Annotated in this window: 14 protein-coding genes and 1 pseudogene; 11 read left to right on the forward strand and 4 right to left on the reverse strand. The window is 43.5% G+C overall.

Features of this window, described 5'->3' with window-relative positions:
• Window positions 1-4 precede the first annotated feature (4 nt).
• The 4 genes and pseudogenes from AC3CHU_RS18060 (at window position 5) to AC3CHU_RS18075 (ending at window position 4,024) form a co-directional block, all read left to right on the forward strand.
• Complete coding sequence (locus AC3CHU_RS18060; RefSeq protein ID WP_054545964.1) at window positions 5-628, forward strand: bifunctional 4-hydroxy-2-oxoglutarate aldolase/2-dehydro-3-deoxy-phosphogluconate aldolase; 624 nt, start codon at window positions 5-7, stop codon at window positions 626-628.
• A 128-nt stretch (window positions 629-756) separates the two neighbouring features.
• Window positions 757-1,260 (forward strand): YgjV family protein, encoded by a 504-nt coding sequence (locus AC3CHU_RS18065; RefSeq protein WP_488526121.1) that lies wholly within the window; start codon window positions 757-759, stop codon window positions 1,258-1,260.
• Window positions 1,261-1,530: 270 nt separating this feature from the next.
• A pseudogene (locus tag AC3CHU_RS18070) lies at window positions 1,531-3,579 on the forward strand (glycoside hydrolase family 3 protein).
• Window positions 3,580-3,643: 64 nt separating this feature from the next.
• Window positions 3,644-4,024, forward strand: a complete 381-nt coding sequence (locus tag AC3CHU_RS18075) for a hypothetical protein (RefSeq protein ID WP_054545967.1) — start codon at window positions 3,644-3,646, stop codon at window positions 4,022-4,024.
• A gap of 105 nt (window positions 4,025-4,129) precedes the next feature.
• Here the strand turns inward: AC3CHU_RS18075 and AC3CHU_RS18080 are convergent, their stop codons facing one another.
• Both AC3CHU_RS18080 and AC3CHU_RS18085 read right to left on the reverse strand, forming a co-directional pair.
• Entirely contained in the window at window positions 4,130-5,581 is a 1,452-nt protein-coding gene (locus tag AC3CHU_RS18080; protein WP_488526349.1) for a glutathione synthase, read from the reverse strand.
• Between the two features lie 122 nt (window positions 5,582-5,703).
• Window positions 5,704-6,651, reverse strand: coding sequence for a LysR family transcriptional regulator (locus tag AC3CHU_RS18085; RefSeq protein ID WP_488526122.1), 948 nt, complete (start codon window positions 6,649-6,651; stop codon window positions 5,704-5,706).
• Between the two features lie 127 nt (window positions 6,652-6,778).
• Between AC3CHU_RS18085 and add the strand changes: the two genes are divergently transcribed.
• Together add and AC3CHU_RS18095 are read left to right on the forward strand one after the other, a co-directional pair.
• Window positions 6,779-7,777, forward strand: a complete 999-nt coding sequence (add, locus tag AC3CHU_RS18090; RefSeq protein WP_488526123.1) for an adenosine deaminase — start codon at window positions 6,779-6,781, stop codon at window positions 7,775-7,777.
• 167 nt (window positions 7,778-7,944) lie between these two features.
• The gene (locus tag AC3CHU_RS18095; RefSeq protein WP_488519576.1) at window positions 7,945-8,520 is read left to right on the forward strand and encodes a sugar O-acetyltransferase; all 576 of its coding nucleotides are present in this window, start codon (window positions 7,945-7,947) and stop codon (window positions 8,518-8,520) included.
• A 46-nt stretch (window positions 8,521-8,566) separates the two neighbouring features.
• Here AC3CHU_RS18095 and AC3CHU_RS18100 read toward each other — a convergent pair whose 3' ends face one another.
• Complete coding sequence (locus AC3CHU_RS18100; protein ID WP_488526124.1) at window positions 8,567-9,523, reverse strand: helix-turn-helix domain-containing protein; 957 nt, start codon at window positions 9,521-9,523, stop codon at window positions 8,567-8,569.
• Between the two features lie 239 nt (window positions 9,524-9,762).
• Between AC3CHU_RS18100 and AC3CHU_RS18105 the strand changes: the two genes are divergently transcribed.
• Both AC3CHU_RS18105 and AC3CHU_RS18110 read left to right on the forward strand, forming a co-directional pair.
• Window positions 9,763-11,007, forward strand: a complete 1,245-nt coding sequence (locus tag AC3CHU_RS18105; RefSeq protein ID WP_341634258.1) for a membrane dipeptidase — start codon at window positions 9,763-9,765, stop codon at window positions 11,005-11,007.
• A 283-nt stretch (window positions 11,008-11,290) separates the two neighbouring features.
• Window positions 11,291-12,004, forward strand: coding sequence for a GntR family transcriptional regulator (locus AC3CHU_RS18110; RefSeq protein WP_065206599.1), 714 nt, complete (start codon window positions 11,291-11,293; stop codon window positions 12,002-12,004).
• Between the two features lie 29 nt (window positions 12,005-12,033).
• Here AC3CHU_RS18110 and AC3CHU_RS18115 read toward each other — a convergent pair whose 3' ends face one another.
• On the reverse strand, window positions 12,034-13,233 hold the full coding sequence (locus AC3CHU_RS18115) for an enolase C-terminal domain-like protein (protein ID WP_488526125.1): 1,200 nt from the start codon (window positions 13,231-13,233) through the stop codon (window positions 12,034-12,036).
• A gap of 261 nt (window positions 13,234-13,494) precedes the next feature.
• Between AC3CHU_RS18115 and AC3CHU_RS18120 the strand changes: the two genes are divergently transcribed.
• From AC3CHU_RS18120 to AC3CHU_RS18130, 3 genes are all read left to right on the forward strand, one after another.
• On the forward strand, window positions 13,495-14,928 hold the full coding sequence (locus AC3CHU_RS18120) for a PTS transporter subunit EIIC (protein WP_474357012.1): 1,434 nt from the start codon (window positions 13,495-13,497) through the stop codon (window positions 14,926-14,928).
• Window positions 14,929-15,034: 106 nt separating this feature from the next.
• On the forward strand, window positions 15,035-16,003 hold the full coding sequence (locus AC3CHU_RS18125; protein ID WP_488526126.1) for a sugar kinase: 969 nt from the start codon (window positions 15,035-15,037) through the stop codon (window positions 16,001-16,003).
• Between the two features lie 3 nt (window positions 16,004-16,006).
• Window positions 16,007-16,636: a bifunctional 4-hydroxy-2-oxoglutarate aldolase/2-dehydro-3-deoxy-phosphogluconate aldolase gene (locus AC3CHU_RS18130; RefSeq protein ID WP_488526127.1), complete on the forward strand. Its 630-nt coding sequence runs from the start codon at window positions 16,007-16,009 to the stop codon at window positions 16,634-16,636.
• Window positions 16,637-16,690: the final 54 nt, after the last annotated feature.

Genomic DNA, 16,690 nt, shown 5'->3' on the forward strand with positions numbered 1-16,690 from the left:
ACCAATGAACATCAAACAACAACTAAAAACACTGAAAGTTATCCCTGTGATCGCTATCGACAACGCTGAAGACATCATCCCTCTGGGTAAAGTGTTAGCTGAAAATGGTTTACCTGCAGCAGAAATTACGTTCCGTTCTGAGGCTGCTGTCGAAGCTATTCGTCTACTTCGTGAATCACAACCAGATATGTTGATCGGCGCAGGCACTGTACTCAATCGTGAGCAAGCGATCGCGGCTAAAGAAGCGGGCGCAACGTTTGTGGTCTCTCCTGGCTTTAATCCAAATACTGTCCGAGCTTGTCAGGAAATTGGTATTGACATCATTCCTGGGGTCAACAACCCAAGTACAGTAGAAGCCGCTCTAGAAATGGGCTTAACCACATTGAAGTTTTTCCCTGCTGAAGCATCAGGTGGCATCAACATGGTTAAGTCACTTCTCGCGCCTTACACGGATATTGAGATCATGCCGACAGGTGGCATTAACCCAAACAACATTAAAGACTACCTAGCGATACCTCGAGTACTCGCATGTGGCGGTACTTGGATGGTGGATAAGAAGCTGATTGAAGAGGGCAATTGGGAAGAACTGGCTCATTTAACTCGTGAAGCCGTTAAGTTAGTCAATTAAACCTAATGCAATAGCAACTTCGTATTATATCTAGCCCTCCTTTTGGAGGGTTATTTTATGGTTAAGAATTATTCATTAAAAATTAATATTAAATCGTATTATATAGCCTCTAAAAGTCAAGGGTAAATATGGACAACTGGATAGCACAAGGAGTCGGCGGACTGGCTTTTTTTATTGGTGTGATGGCATTTTGGCAAAAGGATGATATGCGATTTCGCTATCAAATGGTGATATTTTGTTTTGTCATGAGTATTCATTTCATATTAATGGGTGCAATAGTAGCCGCTATAGGTGTAATTATTAATGCTATTCGAAGCTACGTATCGATAAAAACTCAATCACGCAAAGTGATGTGGTTCTTTATCGGGTTAATGTGGTGCATGACTTTGCCGAACATGAACCATTTCTTTGAGTTTATTACGGTTTTTGGTTCATCCGTTGCAACATGGGCACTCTTTTCAAAACACGGCATCGCCCTGAGGTCCTTGATCTTGTTCAATTCCTTCTGCTGGGCTAGCCATAACATTTGGATTGGTTCTATTGGCGGATCTTTTGTCGAAGTCACCTTTATTGTCACCAATTTAGTCACAATCTACCGTTTACATCAACGCAGATTGTTAACTATAAAATAGGCAATACATTTTTTATTCTAGATTTAAAATATGGAAGTAATACACCATTAATTAAATGAAAATTAATTATATATAAAAAAGCAAATCTAATTAAGTATACGTTATTTAAACGTCGTCAATATATTTCTAATACTAAATTGAATTAAATCACCAATTAAATTTATATGGTAATCCAAATCTTTAGTTTGATTTATTTTGGTTAATCAATATTCCGTTAAATATTAAAATTGGTCATGTACTTATTATTATACCAACAATAGGACCGTGACCATGAAGCGTCTTACCCTGACACCTATAGCAATCGCGTTGCTTCTTGCAGGATGCAACTCATCTGATAGCGACAATAGCCTCCAACAACCCCAAGTTAACTCTCGTGTTCATGATGTATTGAACGTTGAGGGTTACCAATTCCGAGATTCTAACGGCAATGGAACACTGGAACCCTTTGAAGACTGGCGATTATCTCCTGAAGAGCGAGCAGCAGACTTGGTTAGCCGAATGACGCTAGACGAGAAAGCCGGCATGATGCTCATTGACACCTTAAACTCATCCGAAGGTGGGCTTGTTAGCAGTAAAGGGCAAGACATGGTTGCTGATGCCCAAATGACTCGCTTTATCTTTCGTAACAGCGTAGTTGAAACCCCAATTAATGTACCGGATTGCGATGCAGGACGTTCAGGTTGTCAGATAACCCCAACAGAAGCTACCCAGTTCATGAATAGTGTTCAAGAACTGCGTGAACAAACTCGAATGGGTATCCCCGCCCTATTCAAGTCCAATGCTCGTAACCATATTGATCCATAAGCTAAAGCAGGGATCAACGTTTCTTCTGGTGCCTTTTCTGCTTGGCCTAAAGAGGCAGGTTTAGCAGCCACTCGCGACATGGATTTGATCACTGAATTTGCTGGTATCATGAATGACGAGTGGTCTTCAATTGGCCTGCGCAGTATGTACGGATACATGATGGATTTGGCGACAGAACCTCGCTGGTATCGAGTACACGAAACCTTTACCGAAGATGCAGATTTAGCGTCTGACATTATGCGTTCACTGATCAAAGGGTTGCAGGATGGCGGTGAGGTCAACGAAGACAGTATCGCGCTAACCATCAAACACTTCCCTGGCGGCGGTCCACAAGAAAACGGCGGTGATCCACACTATGACTTCGGTAAGAACCAAGTCTATCCAAAGAACAATTTTGATTATCACCTAAAACCGTTTATTGCCGCAATTGAGGCTGGCGCTTCTTCAATCATGCCTTACTACGGCATCCCTGTAGATCAAAAGTGGATGCCAAATGATGTTGGTATGTCCTTTTCAAAAGGCATTGTCACCGATTTGCTCAGAGACGAATTAGGCTACACAGGTAACGTGAACTCAGATACCGGCATTATTGGCGATCGAGCATGGGGTGTGGAACACAAAACGATTGATGAACAGGTTGCAATGGCGGTCGAAGCTGGCGTTGATGTGCTTTCAGGTTTCCATGATAAAGAAGTCATCGTGAAACTGGTCGAAAAGGATCTGCTCACCGAAGAGCGTGTCGACCTATCCGTAACGCGCTTACTTGAAGAACAATTCAAGCTTGGCCTTTTCGAAAATACCTACGTTGATGAGAAAAAAGCTCAAGAAATCTTAGGTAATGAGAAGTACCAAGAACGCGCTGATTACGCTCAGAAAAAGTCTGTCGTCTTACTTCAAAATACCAATAAGACTTTACCTTTAGCTGAATCAACCGCACAAGCTCCTGTTGCTCTGTATGTCATGGGAATGGACGAAAACATTGCAGGAGGCGACAAGTACAACTTTGCCGTGACTTCTGGTGATTACGAAGCGGGAGAAACACGTCCACCAGTTCCAGCCGATACGGACTATGCGGTTATTCGTGTTCGCGTATCTAACGAAGGTTCAGATCCTGACCTTATCTTTGGTGGTGCTAACCCAGATGAGCTCGACATTCTCGCCTTCAGCCAAATGGCGACTGCTGCGTCTTGGCATATTGAACCAAGCCTAAGCGACATCAACGCCGTTATGAACGAAGTGGGCGCTGACAAAACGGTATTGTCCATCAACTTTAGACAACCATTCGTATTGGACGATCAAAGTAATCTTAAGCAAGCAGGGGCCGTGATAGCGACATTTGGCGTCTCGGACAGCAACCTAATGGAAGTGCTTTCAGGCAACTTTGCTCCTCAAGGAAAGCTGCCATTTGCTTTAGCAAACAGTGCCCAAGCCATTCAAAACCAAGACTCAGACTACCCTGGGTATAATCAAGCCGACACCCTTTACCCGTTCGGACATGGTTTAAGTTACGAATAATATTTGAGCTAATTCAGGCAGTGTTGAGCACTGCCTTTCCTTCTTAGATACCAAGGACAAAGTCATGGAACATATCTTACAACTGAGTTGGGATGATCACGCTATTCCACATAAGATCTGGATAGAACAATACTACGATGGGTGTCGTATCTGCTTGAAAGTCGTAAAGGACGTTGAGCCAGAAATGCTCTCATTGATTGTTCCAAATATTGATGTGCAAACCACTCATAAAGCGTGGCAAGGTAAAGCGACGAACATTACACCGGCCTATGATGACGGCGTGTTGTTCACGCAAACTCGCTCGCTATTCAATTTGCCTCACGGCTGCGTGATCTGGGCGGTAACACATATCCAGATGCAAAACGGCTTAAAGATGTCGGCAGACAAACTGTGCTTCGTACCAAAATACAGCAATCAAGATTCTTGTTTTAAGGTTCCAGCGTAACGCAACGAGCTGAGTCGCTTATCCAACTTGGCGCTAATCTGCAAAGAATCATAAAAAAGGCCAACGTATAAACGTTGGCCTTCTGTCTGTCATCAAGATTAAGCACTAATCAATCAACACCAGCGAATCGAGAATACCTTTACCACTGTGGATTCCACCTTCATTTTCGCCAGCGGGTTTGCTGCGAATCAAATAGCCTGCGTAGCCGCCTAGCTCTGTTACTGGTTCACCTTGGTAGTAAGCGGTAAATAGACCGACTTCGCTGACTAAATCTGTTACGAGTGTTTGTTGAGTATCACGCACTGCAATAGTTGGCACCTCTCGCTCATGTGGGTACAAGCGCTGCATGAGTGCCCACGCGTCGTACTCTTCTGGCTTAAGTCGACTAAGTTGCTCGCTGATATCGTCACCGAACACACAATGGCCGCCGCCCTCACCTTGGTTTTTCAGCACCCATTCTTGCTTATCAGCTTGTGTGTTAAACCATTCAATCGACTCGCTGGTGATTGGTTTCATATCTGCTAAAACACTTTTCACCAATTCGGCTTCTTCTAGCGTTAAGCCCCAACGAGCGTATTCTGATACAGACATCATGGTTAGGAGCATCTGCATGGTTTTACTGGTTGCTAGCTGTTGGCTGAAGGTAGCATTCACAGCGACATGGTGTTGTTCGATGAACAAACGCGTCTGACTTAGCGTGTGGCAACAAACGGATTCATTAAGCTCAGGCGCCCAGTAGTCTGAATACTGATAACCCGCTCTTAGGTACACAACATCGACTGCGCCAACATCTTGCAAAAGCAGACGTTGGTTATCGCCCGTTGAAAGCTGAGAGCTCAATTGATCGAAGGTACGGCGAACCGTGCGAATACCCTGCTTTTGCAGTTCCACTTCGAGTAAGTGTTGGTCATACACATTGTCTTCACTCTTCTGCACCACCATCAAGAAAATCGGTTTGCCTTGTTCATTGAAGTCCGCTTTAACTTGCTTTGCAGCACTAGCGATACCATAAGCCAACTGCGTTAAGCCTTGGTTTTCAGCCGGTGTTGCTGACGGTTCTTCCAACCAATGGTTATAAACGTTTGGCCATTGGTTTTGCATGAATGAGTGAAATTCTGTTGCACGTTGACCAAACGGCGCCATCCCTGCAGCAATACCATTAAACTCAATCACTTTTGCACCGTGTTGGCGATCGTCCATAAAATCAGTACGCATCAACAACAGTGGCTGACGAGCTGGATTCAAGCGCTCATCCACACTGCCATGGGCTTGTTGATGCAATTCCATTAAGCGACCAAAAAACGGATCGGCTTTAGCCATGTCGCTCAATGATGACTGTAAAAAATCATGATCTTCCGACACGTTACTGATCAACTTAGTGATAAGCGGAGTGACTCGGCGCAAGTGATCATAAACCTCGCGCTCCATTGTCATTGGCGCAATACTGAAAGGACAATGCCTCGCGGTATTGTCAGACTGACGAAAAGCGACACCGTGCATGATTGCCCACTCACACGCGTCTTCAATAATTTGTTGCGGAATCAATGACGTTAGCATTGGATTCATTTTGGTTTCTCACTATTAACTCAGATTAAGCACTCTACTAAGACGATGCCCATTCTAGAAAGACGAATAAAAACGAAAAATATTTCATTTCTTTGAGTGTTCTAGTTAATGATTCACATCTGGGTATCTTGGGTCTTATTGACTATCAGGTCTCGAAGCCATTTGTGACTTGGTTCAGAGTCAAAGTAACGGTGCCAAAGCAGAAACAAGCCACCGGGAACTAACTCAATAGGAATCGGCTTCATCACCAACTCACCACTCTCAATATAGTCACGAACCGAGTTGTACGGATAACACATCAGCAAATCGCTTTGTTTACACAGTTTTACTGCGCTGGTGATGTCCGACACATTGGCGGCTTTATTGATTTGGAGCTGTTTGGCCTGCAAAATTTCAAGTAGTAGCCAGTCACCAACACCACCGGTCACTAACTGAATATGACGATATTTTAGGAAGGCTTGCAGATTCCACTCTTCTTGAAGCACTGGATGATCATTTCGTATCAAACACACAGAGTAATCTTGCAGCAACTCAACATAGTTCAGCTCAGCAGGGATATTTTGAATATGGGTACTCGCCCTTTCATCGAGCTCAAAAATTCCTATCCCAAAATCAACCTCACGCTTAAGTAAACGTTTAAAGGTTTCGCTACTCCAAGTAGTGCTGTTTACCGTAATGTTAGGTGCATCTGCCAACGCGTTAGGCATGAATTTAGGGTAAATAGCGGTATATGCGGTTTCGACAAGATCGATATTAAAAGTACGTTCACTGTCTTTCGGCTCAAAAATGTCTGGCACGGTTAGCTGTTCAACTTGCAGAAGGATCTGATGGATCTTAGGCGCTAAAGAGGTGGCTTTCGGAGTTGGAAACAGACCTTTTGACTCACGTTCAAACAAAGGGTCATCAAACAGAGAGCGCAGCTTAGTGAGTTGCTTACTCACCGCTGACTGACTAAGGAACAATCGCTCTGCCGTTTTGCTCACGCTACGCTCTTCAAGCAACACGTGTAAACACAGCAGTAAATTCATATCACATTTGAGTAAGCTCTTAACATCTACCATGATATTCCTTAGATTCAGATTAATGATGACTTTATGTCACTTTAAATCATATCACAAACTTGTTAATTTAAGCCCATGTAACCTATGAGTTAATAACTCAAAAAAATAATAGACCTAAGGAATACTCATGAATTTTCTAGCACTCCCTAAGATTGATCTGCACTGCCACCTAGACGGAAGTGTTCGTCCAGATACGATTATTGACCTAGCAAAACAATACAATATCGAACTACCTGAAGATCGCGATGCGGTTGTTCAATCTCTAACGGTGCCAGAAGATTGTAAAAACTTAGATGAGTACCTGGCTTGTTTCAGCCTGCCATTACAAGTAATGCAGACTGAAGAAGCGATTGAACGTATCTCTTTCGAGCTTTACGAAGACGCTGCACTAGAAAACGTTAAGTACCTAGAAGTTCGCTTTGCACCAATCCTGCACGTAAATAAAGGTCTGTCTCTTGATACGATCATTGCAAGCGCAGTTAAAGGCATGAAGCGTGCTGAAGAGAAATACGACATCAAAGGCAACTACATCATGTCTGTGCTTCGTATGTTCCCTAAAGACTCTATCAAAGACGTGATCGATGCAGGTCAACCCTACCTAGGTAAAGGTGTTGTAGCATTTGATATCGCAGGCGGTGAAAAGCCAGGCTTCTGCGCTGAATTCCCTGAGTACACACAGTACGCGCTTGAAAAAGGCTACCGCATTACCGTGCACGCTGGTGAGCAATGGCATGGTCAAAACGTTTACGATGCAGTTACTTTGCTAGACGCTGAGCGTATCGGCCACGGTGTTCACATCCAAGGCAACGAGGACGCATACAACATCGTTAAAGAGAAGCAAGTTGCGCTTGAAACTTGCCCAACAAGTAACGTGCAAACTAAATGTATTCACAAATTCAGCGACCACCCAATTGCTGAATTCAAGAAAGACGGCATCGTTGTTACGATCAACACAGACAACCGTACTGTGTCGAACACAACCATGACCAACGAAGTGAAGCGTGTGTGTGAAACATTCGGCCTAACAAAAGAAGACTACGTAGAAATCTACAAGTACTCAGTCGACAGCGCTTTTGCTTCAGACGAAGTGAAACAACACCTAATGGGTTTCGTTGAGCAAATCTAATTTGGCAAAGCGCGCCTTTTGCTGAATAGCTGGGCTCACTTAGCATTAGTGCTTAAAGCACAAAATAGGAAGAGAAAGGCTGAGGCTTTTCTCTTTTTTTATGTCCAAAAATCGCTAATCTTGCAGTATTCGTCATTTAGACCGAGACTCTCGGAAAGTGGGCAAGCATGAGTAATACAAGCGATAAAACTGAACTGGAAAAGATGCTATCTGGGCAAGTGTATGATGGTGCAGACCAAGAAATTGATACCATGCGTTCCAATGCAAAAAAGGCGCTAATGGCTTTCAACAACCACCAAACCCCAGATCAACAACACACATTGCAAGAGCAGCTATTCGGTAAGGTTGGTAGTAGCAGCTTAATCCAGCCCCCTTTTCATTGTGAGTTTGGTAAAACCATTGAAATTGGTGACGACACCTTCATCAACATGAACGTGGTGATGCTGGATGGTGCGAATATCAAGATCGGTAACAATGTTTTAATTGGACCAAGTGCCCAATTCTATACGCCATCACACTCCCTTGATTATCGTAGCCGCCGTAAATGGGAAACCTTCTGTTTACCAATAACAATCGAAGATGATGTGTGGATTGGCGGTAACTCAGTGATCAACCAAGGCGTGACGATTGGGGCTCGTTCAGTCATCGCAGCTAACTCTGTGGTCAACAGCGATGTACCACCAGACTGCTTATACGGTGGTACGCCAGCCAAGTTGATTCGACACTTGAATACTGAGCAATAGAGTGACTAGTTCTACAACAATCTAAATCTAAGAAAGGCCATGTTTATCACTCAACATGGCCTTTCTTCCATTGATAAGGTGTAATCCCATTTACTCGCTTAAATGCTCTTATAAACTGCGATGAATCGGCATAACCTAAGTGAAGTGCGACATCAGAAATAGTATAGGTTTGCTGTGAAATAACCCGCTTAGCGAAATCAAACGCGAGCGTCTCTTTTATCGCTTTGAAGGTCGTATTTTCTTTATTCAACGCTCTTTGAATAGTACGCTTTCCAATCCCGATTAAATCGCAAAATGTATCTAAGTCGATATCGACTCGACCAATATATGGCGACAAAGCCTCAGTGACTTTGCGAGCATCGGCCATGGGTTTCACTTTGGTTTCCAGCAAATGTTCCACTTCTAACCGATCGTATTGAATACGCGTATTCTCTTGCCCAAGGTATTGAGGTGTCTCAGTTTGGATTTTTAACTCGCTTAATGCCTGCGACTTCGTTGTCACTAAATCATATCGAATTGGGTTACCGAGCTCAGCATATTGCGCCTTCAAATAAGCGTGAGTATAAGCGATAAGAAACAACTCAGATTCAACGTGACTAACTGACTGCATTGACGTCTTAAACGAGACAGAAAACTTTGCCCCACTTTGTTCCACAGATAGCTTTTCAATGGGGAAAGAATCAAGGAAATCTTGCATCGAAAGAGCAGGAAATCGAAGTTCTTTAGCTGCTCGGGTTGCACTCTCTAACAGCACAACAATGAAGTCATTCGGGCCTAGGTTAACCCTGATATGGTGTAAGAAGAGGGAAAAAACGTTATACGGAACATAGCTAGCCGATGACGTATCCATACTGAATGGAAGTTTCACTTCTAACGCCAGATCTACAACCAATGAACGGCCGAGAGCAAGCGAGTTATCTTCTTGCAAACACTGTTGAAAGTGGTTCACCACACGCTTATCAATCAGAGGAATATCAAGCCCCATCACTCTATCCTTTTCCATCTTAACTAGTGACGCAAAATGCACATTTTCATTTCAGAGCTTAGCTACAATTATCTCAAGTTAACAAGGTTCACTTACAGTTTTCACTAATAAAGTGAACCACATAGCCAACAAGAGCAGCTTTGATTGCAAAGTATGACAGGGTTATCAATTTTAAATAATCCCGAGATACCGTCAGGGTCTACTATTAAATATAGATATTGAATAAATGGACTTAAACCAATAATTGAGAGGTTTTCATGTTTAAAAAGATCACGTTAGTAGCAGCGAGTATAGCAATGAGTTTTGGTGTTGCTAACGCCAGTGTTGAAAGCAAAACTTGGCCAGCATCAGACAAAGCCAAAACATTCGTTCAAGACACGATCGTCATTGGTATGCTCGCGAGCCCATATGGAGCGGGCTGGAGTGACGACCAACAATTATTGGATTACTTCCAAGGTGCACGTGACGCGGGTATTACAGGGCATGAATACACCATTACTGCTGCCGACCACAACTTTGATGACTTCTTGTTCCACCATCACAAGCATCGTTCTGTGATGGCAAAACAACCTGATAAGTTCATCGTTGCCCACTCTAATCACGATATTGAAAAAGCCCATACAGAAAGAAAGACTGCCGTTCTATGGAATAGCCAAACTGCGACAATTTTGGAAGAAGATGTCACCAAGATGGCGATCCTTAAAGATATGGGTCTCAAAAGCATGATCTTGTCTTATAACGACATTTTCAGAACAGGTTCGGGCCAACTTGCTGCATATAATGGCAGAGACATCGGCTTAACATCTTGGGGAGAGTCTGTTATCGATTCGATGGTCGAGTATCAGGTGATTCTAGATCTCAGCCACACAGGCTCAAAAACGGCTAATGATGCCATGGGTTATATGGAAGAAAACTACCCTGATGTGCCATTTGTATACACCCACTCTGTGCCTGCCGGTTTATACAAAAACGAAGCGAATGCGACACCAAAAGGCTGTTACCGTGCCATTCCTGATGATGAAGCAATACGCGCAGCTAAATCAGGAGGCTACGTTGCCCCAACTTTCACTGAATGGATGATGGACGGCGTTTGGCCTGAAGATATCTCTCCAGTTCAAGCTGCCGATATGATCGACTACTACGTAAAATTGGTCGGCGTTGACCACGTAGGTATCGCCACCGATGACATGTTCTCAACTGACATGGTGGTTGATTTCGCAACCAAGAACGCGAAAATGTACGACGATGGTGGTTACATGATCGAGGCGTTCAACAAAGGCGCGACGGGCAATGGTGAATTAGCGAAGATCCTTGCAGCCATCACCGATGAACTGTGGAAACGTGGCTACAGCAATGATGATCTTGCGAAGATCTACGGCGGTAACAAGATGAGAGTTTACGCTCAAGTTTCTGAAGGTGCAGACCCCGACAAGTTCCAAAAAGAGTATGCAAAACGCCTAAAAGAACTAACCAAGTTAAGAAATGAAAACTTAGCCATGTAGCTCGCAACTAACAAAGCTCAAGCATTCGAAGCACGTCCTATTGGGCGTGCTTTTTTATTTAACATCTTGTAGACAACATCCTCATTCAGCCGCTATATATCGAAGAAAGAGAATGAAGTCACACACCCAGAAGTAATACTCAAATTCGCCCTCCAAAACACCCTATATCCCATCATCTAATCGGCCTTCTATGTTAGAATTAACGGCTGGTTCGGAATGCGCTGAGTATCTGATCTAGTTAACTATAATTTAATCACCATAAGTGCTTTTTTAAGTTTTTAGAATGAAAAAATATGAATTAGTTGTCCAAGATATTGTTAGCAAGATCTGTCAAAACAGTATCAATCATAAGCTTCCTGCAGAAAGGGAACTCTCTGAAATATATGGCTTATCTCGATTTACTATTCGAAAAGCGCTAGCCAAACTAGAAGCGATTGGCATGGTGACATCTAAGGTGGGCTCAGGGTACTTTGTTAATACATCTTTGGTTGGAACCCCTCTAGTTTATAACTCGATTACTGAAAACAGCTTTGAAGAAATATCTTATAAAAAGATTCAATTAAATAAAGCGTTACCAAACAACCACGAACAACAAATATTTTCTCTACGTGACGATGAATATATTTGGAAGATCAAACGTCTTAGGTTAATTAATAATAAAGTCGTTCAAATTGAAGAAACAAAAATACCTGTCAGTATCTTTCATGAAATGAACACAGACATCATCGAGAGTTCGCTTCAAAAACACGCACTCGCTCAAGGCTTAGAGATCGACAGTTACTTAACGACTTATCAAGCCATCAACGTATCCAAAGATGATGCCGATTTACTGGGCTGTAAGAAGAATGTCGCGGCAATGAACATCACCAACCGTGGCTTCCTTACCTCTGGCGAATTGTTCATCGTCAGTGACATTATCGACATCAACTATCAATGCACTTATCACACGCCTTTTAACAACGAGAGCATGAATTTCAGAGATAAAAATAGCCGCTAGTGCGGCTAAATTTTGATTGAAATAACAGACTATGGCGTATGAATTGAGCCATCTGGTAGTCGACTTTGAGTCCACTCATGAGGGCGGTACATCACAGGAAACTCTGCAGCAACCTCTCGATCCATCTCTACACCAATACCTGCGATTTCAGAAGCGTATAAGTAGCCATTAATTGGCTCAGCAGCGTTCGGGAATACCTTATGTGTATTCTCGTTGTATTCAACATGCTCTTGAATTGCCGCATTGTGCAAATGTACATTCAAATGCGTGTTTACCGCAGCGCCAATTGGCGTCATATCCGGCGGGCAATGCCATGCAATACGAACACCGAAGTTCTGACATAGATGACCTAGTTTCAGAGCTGGAGTAATGCCGCCAATTTGTGAAACATGGCAACGAATAAAATCAATACGGCGGTTGGCAATCAAAGACTTCCACTCTTCAGGGTTGTTAAATAACTCCCCTAAGCCTAATGAAACTGAGCTTTGGCTACGAATATTATCCAACCATTCCGTTTGATTTGGCGGCAGAATATCTTCAATGAAGTAAGGCTTATATTGCTCGACTTCTTTAGCAAATTGTATTGCTTGATTTGGGAAAAGGCGCTCATGAACATCATGAAGAATATGGAATTTATTACCGTATTTCTCTCTAAGCGACTTAAACATCGTTAGTGTATTGTCCATGTACTGATCTTGGTCGTAATACGAACCTTCAGTCGGGTTTTGAGTGGTATGCAAATCGGTTGGAACACCGCCATAGAAACCAAGCTGACAACGAATATGCTTGTAACCTTTGTTTAGGAAAGATTCCACCAACTCATAAATACCTTCCATTGTGTCGCTAGTCGCGTGTGTGTATACAGGAATAGCATCACGAGACTTACCACCAAATAATTGATGTAACGGCATACCCGCTAGTTTGGCTTTAATATCCCACAGTGCCATATCAACACCGGAAATTGCATTATTGATAACAGGGCCATTTCGCCAATAAGCATTGACCATCATCATTTGCCATAAGTCTTCAATATTATTGGCATTTTTACCAACTAGAAGAGGTTTTAGATACTCATCGACCATGGTTTTTACGGCTAAAGGTCTTTGTTGGAAGGTCGCGCAACCAAAGCCTGTCACACCTTCATTGGTTTCAACAACAACCGTGATGAGATTATGCCTATCTGGCTTGGTAATAATACAATGGATATCGGATATAATAGTTTCTTTCACAATTAAATAACCTAAACTAACTTCAACTCTTATTATCTAACCGTGTTAAAAAGCACATTTCAAGCGTTAAATTTCATGAAAAAATAATTGGTACGTTTAGTGTTTTTTTTTGATAAACAAAACATACCAATTGGCCCAAAACGGTCGAAAATAATTTATTCGAATTTTAAGTGTGATTGAAGTCTCTTTTTATCCCATTGGCTTTAAATAAGTTATCGATATGATTACTGGAGTTAAATATATCCCAGTAACAGGTGTAGTATGCAAATTGTTGAAAATAATGATGCTGTTATGAATAACTCTAAGTCATCGTCTAAAAAGAAAAATTTCATAGAAAATATACAGTTATTAGTCACTGCACTTGGTGGTGAAGATAATATCGTGAGTCTCACGCACTGTATGACAAGACTAAGATTCAAATTGGCAGACGAGTCTCTGGTAGACGAAGAGGCTATCAAGCAGATCGCTGATGTGAAAGGTGTGGTACTTCAACAAGGCCAAACCCAAGTTATCATTGGAGTTGAGGTCGAGAAGTGGTTCAACGCGCTATCAAACACTCAACAAGCTGACGCTAATCCGGCTGATGAGCTAGAGAAAGGCAAGCTGTTCCAGGGCGTGATGCGCATTGTCGCAGGCATCTTTGGCCCTGTCGTGCCTGCAATTGCTGGCGCTGGTATGTTGATGGGCCTGTTGTCTGGTCTTATTGCGACCAATGTTATCTCTGAAACCTCAGACACAGTTTATTTCTTCCGCTCAATATCTGTTGCTGTGTTCTTCTTCTTACCTATGCTGGTTTCTTTCTCTGCAGCTAAAGTATTCAAAGTAAACGAATACATTGCACTTGCTGTTTCCTCCGCAATGTTAGCACCCAAGCTAGTAGATAAAGCGGCGATGCTAAAAGATGCTGGCGCAGCTCCGGAGCTGACTGTTCTTGGCGTGGTTCCGATTGAACTGCTCAACTACGGCGGCGCAATTGTTCCTGCGATTCTAGCAATCTGGTTATTGTCTAAAGTGACTCCGTTAGTTGACCGTCTAGTTCCTTCTTCTGCGAAGCCTGTATTTACACCACTGCTTGCCTTTACGGTAACTTCGACCATCACGCTATCATTTGTTGGCCCTGCAGGAATTTGGCTAAGTAATGGCGCAGGTTGGGTGATGAGCTCGCTACTGGAGATCTCTCCGACATTAACGGGCTTTGTGTTTGGTCTGACTCGCCCGATTACCATCGTATTTGGTATTCACCACAGCATGACGCCGATTAGCCTGAACAACTTTGCTCTGTATGGTAAGGATTTACTAATGCCGATCATGTGTTTAGGTAACATGGCAATTGCTGGCGCGACAATGGCTATCTGGCACAAGCAACGTAAAACAGTTTCTAAAGAGCAATCTTCAATCACGATGGGCTCAAGTGTTACCGCTATCTTAGGCATCACGGAGCCGGCTCTATTTGGTGTACTTACGAAATACACCAAAGCGATGATGACCGCGAGTTTGGCTGCAGGTGTGTTCGGTGCTATCTCGGTAACAATCGATACCCATTTAACCAGCTACATTCTTTCTTCTGTATTCAGCTTACCGGCTTACCTTGCAGGCGGTACGCAAAACTTCATTCAAGCACTAATGGGCGTGGTTGGTGTGTTCGCACTGTCTTATGTTCTAACGCTGTTGTTCGTGAAACTAGACAACAAGTAAGACCTCCTCTCAAGCTATTGGGAAAAGAATCAACGTGGCTACTTTCCTTGTAGCCACGTTCCATCATTTATACCTAGCAATACCAATCTTTCTGTAAGGGCACACTATGAGCCACATTGCGATTATCGGCGAGTGCATGATAGAACTGAACGGCGTTCAATTCGGTACCATGCAACAGACCTATGGTGGGGATACGCTCAACGCCGCTGTTTATTTGAACCGAAGTGCCACCAGCTATTCCTGTTCGTCAGATACACCTATGATTCGTACCAGTTATGTCACGGCTCTTGGAGCAGATTCCATTAGCCAAGAGATGCTTAAGCGTTGGCAAGATGAAGGGTTATCAACCGATTTAGTGCTTATCGACGAACAGCGCTCGCCAGGCCTGTATCTGATTCAATTAGACGACGTTGGCGAACGCACATTCTTGTATTGGCGTAATGACTCTGCTGCTCGTTACATGGTGCAGCACCCAGATTTCGATAAGATAACAGCCCAACTTTGCGATGTTGATATGGTGTTTTTGAGCGGGATATCTCTGGCGATCTTGCCTCATGGCGATCAGCTAAAGTTACTCACTATCATCCAAGGTCTACGTGAACGTGGTGTGGCCATCGCCTTTGATAGTAACTACCGACCAAAGTTGTGGGACTCACAAGACGCAACCAAAGAAGCTTATCAGCTTGCCTATCAAGCGACAGATCTCGCCTTGGTTACCTTTGATGACGAACAACTATTGTGGGGCGATACAACGCCGCAAGACACCATAAGAAGGCTGCATTCACTCGGCGTCAAAACCGTTGTTGTGAAGCTTGGTGCTGAAGGCTGCTTGATCAGCGAAAACCCTGAAAATGAGCCAGTAAAAATCACAACGACACCTGTCGAGACTGTGGTTGATAGCACCTCTGCTGGCGACTCTTTTAACGGCGGTTTCTTATCTTGCTATCTCGCTGGAGGTTCTGTTTCAGAAGCCTGCCAACAAGGTAATGCACTCGCAAGACTAGTGATTCAGCACCACGGTGCAATTATTCCAAAAGCCATCACCGATACTCTTTCAAACCCTATTAAGAAGTAAACCATGCCTACAATTAACGAACAGCTAAAAGCACTTAAAGTTATCCCTGTTATCGCGATTGATAACGCAGAGGATATTATTCCTCTAGGCAAAGTATTGGCTGAGAATGGCCTTCCCGCCGCTGAGATTACGTTCCGTTCAGACGCCGCTGTTGAAGCTATCCGACTGCTTCGCGAAGCTCAGCCTAACATGCTGATCGGCGCGGGCACCATCTTGAACCGTGAGCACGCACTCGCAGCCAAAGAAGCAGGCGCAACCTTTGTGGTATCACCGGGATTCAATCCAAACACAGTTAAAGCATGCCAAGAGATCGGCATCGATATCATTCCTGGAGTGAACAATCCAAGCACCGTTGAAGCGGCATTAGAGATGGGCTTAACAACCTTGAAGTTCTTCCCAGCAGAAGCTTCTGGCGGTATCAGTATGGTGAAATCGTTAGTCGGACCTTATGGCGACATAAGACTCATGCCTACAGGCGGTATCACGCCATCAAACATTGGCAACTACCTAGCCGTTCCTCAGGTATTGGCATGTGGTGGCACCTGGATGGTGGATAAGAAGCTCGTCGAAAACAAAGAGTGGGACGAGATTGCCCGTCTAACAAGAGAGATTGTTGAGCAGGTGAATCGCTAAGTAGTTAAGTGGTTAGTCTAAACTGTTCGCAGATTTGGAAATGCGTTACATACA

The sequence above is a fragment of the Vibrio sp. QJM3NY_39 genome (genome assembly GCF_057785895.1).

Bases quoted from the DNA above. Each gene is read 5' to 3' on its own strand.
- AC3CHU_RS18060 (WP_054545964.1), top strand. From the start codon at position 5: ATGAACATCAAACAACAACTAAAAACACTGAAAGTTATCCCTGTGATC.
- AC3CHU_RS18065 (WP_488526121.1), top strand. From the start codon at position 757: ATGGACAACTGGATAGCACAAGGAGTCGGCGGACTGGCTTTTTTTATT.
- AC3CHU_RS18075 (WP_054545967.1), top strand. From the start codon at position 3,644: ATGGAACATATCTTACAACTGAGTTGGGATGATCACGCTATTCCACAT.
- AC3CHU_RS18080 (WP_488526349.1), bottom strand. From the start codon at position 5,581: ATGCTAACGTCATTGATTCCGCAACAAATTATTGAAGACGCGTGTGAG.
- AC3CHU_RS18085 (WP_488526122.1), bottom strand. From the start codon at position 6,651: ATGGTAGATGTTAAGAGCTTACTCAAATGTGATATGAATTTACTGCTG.
- add (WP_488526123.1), top strand. From the start codon at position 6,779: ATGAATTTTCTAGCACTCCCTAAGATTGATCTGCACTGCCACCTAGAC.
- AC3CHU_RS18095 (WP_488519576.1), top strand. From the start codon at position 7,945: ATGAGTAATACAAGCGATAAAACTGAACTGGAAAAGATGCTATCTGGG.
- AC3CHU_RS18100 (WP_488526124.1), bottom strand. From the start codon at position 9,523: ATGGAAAAGGATAGAGTGATGGGGCTTGATATTCCTCTGATTGATAAG.
- AC3CHU_RS18105 (WP_341634258.1), top strand. From the start codon at position 9,763: ATGTTTAAAAAGATCACGTTAGTAGCAGCGAGTATAGCAATGAGTTTT.
- AC3CHU_RS18110 (WP_065206599.1), top strand. From the start codon at position 11,291: ATGAAAAAATATGAATTAGTTGTCCAAGATATTGTTAGCAAGATCTGT.
- AC3CHU_RS18120 (WP_474357012.1), top strand. From the start codon at position 13,495: ATGCAAATTGTTGAAAATAATGATGCTGTTATGAATAACTCTAAGTCA.
- AC3CHU_RS18125 (WP_488526126.1), top strand. From the start codon at position 15,035: ATGAGCCACATTGCGATTATCGGCGAGTGCATGATAGAACTGAACGGC.
- AC3CHU_RS18130 (WP_488526127.1), top strand. From the start codon at position 16,007: ATGCCTACAATTAACGAACAGCTAAAAGCACTTAAAGTTATCCCTGTT.